The organism is uncultured Amaricoccus sp., from assembly GCF_937858865.1.
In the GTDB taxonomy this organism is placed as follows: domain Bacteria; phylum Pseudomonadota; class Alphaproteobacteria; order Rhodobacterales; family Rhodobacteraceae; genus Amaricoccus.
Map to the genome: position 1 here is coordinate 1 of NZ_CALLYO010000038.1, position 5,887 is coordinate 5,887.

At 68.1% G+C, this 5,887-nt stretch carries 5 protein-coding genes; 1 reads left to right on the forward strand and 4 read right to left on the reverse strand.

All coding sequences use genetic code 11. From position 1 onward, the window contains the following. Positions 1–335: hypothetical protein (locus Q0112_RS01005; RefSeq protein WP_297970297.1), on the reverse strand; the 335-nt coding region annotated here is incomplete at its 3' end. A gap of 143 nt (positions 336–478) precedes the next feature. Here Q0112_RS01005 and ppsA point away from each other — a divergent pair. Then, positions 479–2,896, forward strand: coding sequence for a phosphoenolpyruvate synthase (gene ppsA, locus Q0112_RS01010; RefSeq protein WP_297970299.1), 2,418 nt, complete (start codon positions 479–481; stop codon positions 2,894–2,896). A 208-nt stretch (positions 2,897–3,104) separates the two neighbouring features. Here ppsA and Q0112_RS01015 read toward each other — a convergent pair whose 3' ends face one another. From Q0112_RS01015 to Q0112_RS01025, 3 genes are all read right to left on the reverse strand, one after another. After that, complete coding sequence (locus Q0112_RS01015; RefSeq protein ID WP_297970301.1) at positions 3,105–4,214, reverse strand: ABC transporter ATP-binding protein; 1,110 nt, start codon at positions 4,212–4,214, stop codon at positions 3,105–3,107. A 3-nt stretch (positions 4,215–4,217) separates the two neighbouring features. After that, positions 4,218–5,105, reverse strand: coding sequence for a carbohydrate ABC transporter permease (locus Q0112_RS01020; protein ID WP_297970303.1), 888 nt, complete (start codon positions 5,103–5,105; stop codon positions 4,218–4,220). Next, positions 5,102–5,887, reverse strand: a 786-nt coding sequence (locus tag Q0112_RS01025; protein WP_297970305.1) for a carbohydrate ABC transporter permease, incomplete at its 5' end; no start/stop codon positions are given. The genes Q0112_RS01020 and Q0112_RS01025, both read right to left, overlap by 4 nt.

Genomic DNA, 5,887 nt, shown 5'->3' on the forward strand with positions numbered 1-5,887 from the left:
AGCAACGCTGCGATCAGCGCGAGCGGTGCGGTCGGCGCCCGGCCGATGCCGATGACCTCCTCATCGTCGCGTGCGCCCGATGGCCGCAGGGTGCATGTCCAGCGGCCGTCGGGCTCGCGGGCGGTGGCCGACAGGGCGACCGACCAGTTCGGAAGCAGGCGGGCCACCAGATGCAGGGCGGCATCCGTCGATTCAACCGCTCCCGGGCGGAGGTCCGATCCAGCCTGCGGCAACGCCGCGTGCAGCCCCTCCAGCGTTGCGACCGCCAGGTCGAATTCAAGCGACGCGGCGCCCTCGATCCTGTCCGCCAGTGCCTGCAACTGATCGCGGTTCATACGGCCTCCCTTCCTGCTGCCACCGGGGCTCCCGCACAGCATGCCGCCTCACCGGCGGCCGCGACTTGATAGAGGTCAATGCGCCCGGTGATGCAGGTGGCCAGATTCTCGTCGAACCCGGATCGGCGAAGAAGGAGTACCTGATGCATGGCGAAATCCGAAGCGTGATCTGGTTCGAGAAACTGGCGCGCGAGGATGTGGCGCTGGTCGGCGGCAAGAACGCCTCGCTCGGTGAGATGATCCGCACGCTCTCGCCCGAAGGCATCCGGGTTCCTCCGGGCTTCGCGACCACCGCCGACGCCTTTCGTGACTACCTCGCAGCCAACCACCTGGACGAGACGATCACCGAGACCCTGGCGAGGCTCGACGCCGGCAAGCTGGCACTGCACGAGGCCGGAGCGGCGATACGCGCGGCGATCGTCGGAGGCGATTGGCCCGCGGACACTGCCACGGCCATCCTGACGGCGTATCGCAAGCTCGAGGAGGCCACCGGTACGGAGAATCCGGCTGTCGCCGTCCGCTCGAGCGCGACGGCCGAAGACCTGCCGGACGCGAGCTTCGCCGGCCAGCAGGAGACATTCCTTAACGTCCGCGGAGATGCGGCGCTGCTCGATGCCTGCCGGCGCTGCTACGCCTCGCTCTTCACCGACCGCGCCATCACCTATCGGCAGCTGAAGGGGTTCGATCATCGCCAGGTGGCGCTGTCGGTCGGGGTTCAGCAGATGGTGCGTGCCGATCTCGGCGGCGCCGGGGTGATGTTCTCGATCGACACCGAGACCGGCTTCGACAAGGCGGTCCTGATCAACGCCGCCTGGGGGCTCGGCGAGAACGTCGTCCAGGGAGCGGTGAACCCCGACGAGTACCAGGTATTCAAGCCGCTGCTCTCCGCCCCTGGCTCTCGGCCGATCCTGGAGAAGCGGCTCGGCGCCAAGGAACGCAAGCTGGTCTACGCGGGCGCCGGCGGCACGGCCACGCGCAACGTGCCGACGTCCAAGGCCGAGCGTGCCGCCTTCGTGCTCTCCGACGACGAGATCCTCGCCCTCGCCCGCCAGGCGGTCGCCATCGAGCGGCACTACGGCCAGCCCATGGACATGGAATGGGCGAAGGACGGCGAGACGGGCGCGATCTTCATCGTGCAGGCGCGGCCCGAGACGGTGCAGTCGCGCGTCGCGGCGGGGGCAATGAAGTCCTACCGCATCCGCTCGGCCGGCAGGAAGCTCCTGACCGGCCTCAGCGTCGGCGAGGCGGCGGTGGCAGGGCGGGTCTGCCTGATCGAGAGTGCCAGGGACATCGACCGCTTCGTCGACGGGTCGGTGCTCGTGACCTCGATCACCGACCCGGACTGGGTGCCGATCATGAAGCGGGCGGCCGCCATCGTTACCGATCACGGCGGGCGGACGAGCCACGCGGCCATCGTCAGTCGCGAGCTCGGCCTGCCGGCGATCGTCGGCACCGGCGACGCGACCCAGGTGCTGCACGACGAGCAGGAGGTGACGGTGTCCTGCGCCGAGGGCAACGAGGGCTTCGTCTATGCCGGCACCGCCGACTTCACGGTCGAGGAACTCGACCTCGGCGCCGTGCCAGCGACCCGCACGCGGGTCATGCTCAACCTCGCCAACCCGGCCGCGGCGTTCCGCTGGTGGCGGCTGCCGGTAGACGGCGTGGGACTCGCGCGGATGGAGTTCGTGGTCTCGAACGCGGTCAGAGTGCATCCGATGGCGCTCGTCCGCTTCGACGAGCTCGAGGACAAGGCGGCGCGCGCCGAGATCGCGGCGCTGACCCGCGGCTACGCCGACCGGACCGAGTACTTCGTCGAGACGCTCGCGCAGGGCCTGTCGCGCATCGCCGCCTTCTGTCACCCGAAGCCCGTCATCGTGCGGATGAGCGACTTCAAGACCAACGAGTACGCGGAGCTTCTCGGCGGGCGGCAGTTCGAGCCGCGGGAGGAGAACCCGATGATCGGATTCCGTGGCGCGTCGCGCTACTATTCCGACGCCTATCGGGCCGGGTTCGCCCTCGAATGCCGGGCGATCCGGCGGCTGCGTGAGACCATGGGCTTCGCGAACGTCATCGTGATGATCCCGTTCTGCCGCTCGCCGGCCGAGGCGGACAAGGTCCTGGCGGTCATGGCGGAGAACGGGCTCGAACGCGGGCGGAACGGTCTCGAGGTCTACGTCATGTGCGAGATCCCGTCGAACGTGATCCTGGCCGAGGACTTCGCCAGGCGCTTCGACGGCTTCTCGATCGGCTCGAACGACCTGACCCAGCTGACGCTCGGGGTCGATCGCGACTCGGGCGAGCTCGCCGCGCTCTTCGACGAGCGCGACCCGGCGGTGCAGTGGATGATCCGCACCGTGATCGAGCGCGCCCATGCGGCGGGTGCGAAAGTCGGCTTCTGCGGACAGGCCCCGAGCAACGATCCCGCTTTCGCGCGGCTGCTGGTCGAGGCCGGGATCGACTCGATCTCGGTGACGCCCGACAGCTTTCTCTCGGTCAAGCGCCATGTAGCGGAGGCGGAGAAACCAGTCCCGGCGTCCCACAAGGCAGCCTTCGCCGGGTGAGCGAAGGCGTGGCCTGGGAGGCGATCAGGAAGCCGCGCGGGCGGCGCGAGCGACGCTCGCCGGGCGTTCGGGTGGCGGGCTCAACGTCTCGCATGAGGCGGTCGACCGGCTTGTCGGGGCGGGCCATGGTGGGCAGGTGGCGATCCGTTGGCTCGGGCGCGAGGGGACGCCACGATGTCCGACACGAGGGCCGTGCGGACAGCCATGGTCAGCGGAGACGCTTGCCCGAGGCCGGGTCGAAGAGCTTGGCGCGGTCCATATTGACCTCGAACGGGAAGAGCGTGTCGGCGGGCGCCTTGTCCTCGGGGTGGACGCGTCCGATCGCTTCGATGCCGCCAAGGCTGAACACGAGCATGGTGTCGGGGCCGGTCGGCTCCACGACGTCGATGGCCCGCTCGAAGGCGAAGACGTTGGTTCCCGGTCGCTGGGTGCCTTGGCGGGTGATCGTCTCCGGGCGCAGGCCGATGAAGAGTTCGCCGCCGAGATGCCGTCCGGCCGGGCCGGCCAGCGGATCGGGGATGGGAAAGCGGACGGCGCCCTCCGCGTCAGTCACCTCGAGCTCGAGGCGGCCGTTCCGCACGACGCGGCCCTTGACGATGTTCATCGACGGAGAACCCATGAAACCGGCGACGAAGAGATCTTCCGGCTCCTCGTAGATCACCTCGGGTGCGGCGAACTGACGGATCTCGCCGCCCTCGAGGACGGCGATGCGCGAAGCCAGCGTCATCGCCTCGATCTGATCGTGGGTCACGTAGATGACGGTCTTGCCGAGGCGATGGTGCAGCTTCTTGATCTCGGTTCGCATCTCGAGGCGGAGCTTGGCGTCGAGGTTCGACAGCGGCTCGTCGAACAGGAAGACGTCCGGATTGCGTACGAGCGCCCGGCCCATGGCGACCCGCTGGCGCTGACCGCCCGAGAGCTGGCCGGGTTTGCGATCGAGCAGCATGTCGATGTGCAGGAGCTCAGTGACGCTGGCGAGCGCGACGTCCTGCTCGGCGCGCGAGGCGCCACGGGTGATCATGCCGAACAGGATGTTCTCGCGCACGGTCTTTGTCGGGTAGAGCGCGTAGGATTGGAACACCATGGCGATGTCGCGGTCCTTCGGGGCGACGTCGTTGACCTTGCGCGCCCCGATGTGGATGTCGCCGTCCGACAGCGTCTCGAGGCCGGCGATCAGGTTCAGGACCGTCGACTTTCCGCAGCCCGACGGCCCGACCATGACGACGAACTCGCCGGCGTCGATCTCGAGGTCGATGCCCCTGATGACCTCGTTGGCGCCGAACCGCTTCCAGACGTTCTCCAACCGGACGTTTGCCATGTCTCAGCCCTTGAGCGCGCCGGCGGCGAGGCCACGGATGAAGTACTTGCCCGCGAAGACGTAGACGAGCAGCGTCGGCACGGCGGCGATGATCGCCGCCGCCATATCGACGTTGTACTCCTTCACGCCGGTGGAGCTGGCGACCAGATTGTTGAGCGCCACGGTCGCCGGGTTGTTGTCGCCGGCCGAGAAAGCGATGCCGAACAGGAAGTCGTTCCAGATCTGGGTGAACTGCCAGATCACCGTGACCACGAAGGCCGGGAGCGCCATTGGGGCGACGACGCGGAAGAAGATGCCGAAGAAGCCGGCGCCGTCGACCTTGGCGGCCTGGACGATGCCGTCGGAGACGCCGACGAAGAAGTTGCGGAAGAAGAGCGTGGTGAAGGCGAGGCCGTAGACCGTGTGGACCAGCACCAGGCCCCAGAGACTGCCGGCAAGGCCGAGCGCGCCGAGGGTACGCGCCATCGGCAGCAGCACGACCTGGAACGGGATGAAGGCGCCGAAGAGCATCAGGCCGAAGATCAGGTCGGCGCCGCGAAAGCGCCACTTGGTAAGCGCATAGCCGTTGATCGCCCCGAGCATGGTCGAGATCAGCACGGCCGGCACCACCATCAGGATCGAGTTCAGCATGTAGGGCTTGAGCCCCGAGCAGCGCACGCCGACGCAGGCCGAGTTCCAGGCGCGGACCGTCGGCTCCAGCGTCGGATTCCGGGGCGGGCTGATCAGCGAGCCGGTGCGGATCTCGTCGAGCGGCTTCAGCGCCGTCATCACCATGACGATCAGCGGCATCAGGTAGTAGAGGGCGAAGAGGCCGAGGATGGCGAAGAGCAGCCAGCGGAGCGCGGTGCTGGCGGCGGTCTTCGGCCGGACGATGCCTTGGGCCTCGCTCATCGCTGGCCCGCTCGCAGCTCGGAATAGAGGTAGGGGACGATGACGGCCATGATCGTGACCAGCATCATGACGGCGCTCGCCGCGGCGAGGCCGAGCTCGCTGCGCTGGAAGGCGTAGGCGTACATGAAGGTCGCCGGCAGGTCGGTGGCGATGCCGGGCCCGCCGGCGGTCAGGGCGACGACGAGGTCGAAGCTCTTGATGGCGAGGTGCGCCAGCACGATGATCGCCGACAGGAACACGGGTCGCAGCATCGGCAGGACGATGCCGCCATAGGTCCGCCACGGGCCCGCGCCATCGACCGCCGCCGCCTTGATGATCTCGTCGTCGATCGACCGGAGCCCTGCCAGGAACAGCGCCATCACGTAGCCGGACGACTGCCAGATGCCGGCGATGACGACGGTGTAGATCGCCATCTCGCGGTTCACCAGCCAGTCGAAGCGGAAGGTCTCGAATCCGATATCGTGCATGACGCGTTCGATGCCGAGGCCGGGGTTCAGGATCCACTTCCAGGCGGTACCGGTGACGATGAAGGAGAGCGCCATCGGGTAGAGGTAGATGGTGCGCAGCGCGCCCTCGACGCGGATCCGCTGGTCGAGGAGGATCGCGAGCAGAATGCCGATCGCCAGGCAGCCGGCGATGAAGAGGCTGGCGAAGATCACCAGGTTCTCGAGCGCGACGTACCAGCGCGGGGTGCTCCACAGCCGCCGGTACTGCAGCAGCCCGGCGAGCTCGTAGCGGGGCAGCACCCCCGAGCGCGTAAAGGAGATCCAGACCGTCCAGAG